This is a genomic window from Vibrio sp. 10N.222.52.B12 (assembly GCF_002875385.1).
Taxonomy (GTDB): Bacteria; Pseudomonadota; Gammaproteobacteria; order Enterobacterales; family Vibrionaceae; genus Vibrio; species Vibrio jasicida.
Genome location: NZ_MDAW01000181.1, coordinates 1 through 915 on the forward strand (window position 1 = coordinate 1; position 915 = coordinate 915).

The following is a 915-nucleotide window of genomic DNA, read 5'->3' on the forward strand; positions in this document are numbered from 1 at the left end:
TTATTAGCCAAAAGTGCTTTAACCCAGGCAAGACAACGTTTAGGTAGAGCTGCACCAGAGTGGTTGTTTAAACAATGTGGGCGGACGTGGGGTCTTGAACGATACCGTGATGATACGTGGCAAGGATTGCAAGTTTTTGCTGTAGACGGTGCTCTTTTTCGAACCGCGGATACACCCGAACTTAGAGAGCACTTTGGCTCGGGTAATACCTCTAGCAACAGACAGACACCGCATCCAGTGCTAAGAGTTGTGACCATAATGAATGTCCGCTCTCATGTCATCGCTGATGCCGCCATAAGCCCCTATCGGCGTGGTGAAATCCCACTTGCTATGCCCTTCATCGACTCTTTGCCAGATAACTCTGTGACGCTACTAGATAAAGGGTTTTACGGTGCGGACTTACTTCTCTCTCTTCAAAATAGCGGTATTAATAGACATTGGTTGATACCAGCAAGGAAGGGGTTGAAATACACTCTTTTAGATGAAGAAGAAAGTAATGACATGGTCATCGAAATGAACGTCTCACCGCAAGCTCGCAAAAAAAATCCTAGTTTACCTGAAAAATGGCAAGTCAGAGCGGTGACCTATGAAGTACAAGGTAAGCAAAAAACTGTTTTTACCTCCCTTCCTAGGACAAACTACGACGCGAAAGCGGTAGCTGAACTTTATCACGAACGTTGGGAAATCGAATTAGGTTATCGTGATATCAAAAGCTCAATGCAACACAATGCCTTAGTATTACGCAGTAGAACAGTAGACCTTGTTTATCAAGAACTCTGGGGGCTGTTGCTTGGTTATAACTTAGTAAGACGTGAAGCGAGTCAGGCAGCAGTTGAGCATGGAAGAATGCCGAATGAAATTAGCTTTAAATATGCTTGTCAGTTTATAGCGAGCCAACTGAAGGTGATGAGTAAA

1 protein-coding gene is annotated in these 915 nt (G+C 44.3%); it reads left to right on the forward strand.

Going from position 1 to position 915, the window contains the following annotated elements; all coding sequences use genetic code 11:
• A partial coding sequence (locus tag BCT11_RS27780) for an IS4 family transposase (RefSeq protein WP_102390030.1) occupies positions 1-915 on the forward strand: 915 nt, incomplete at both ends.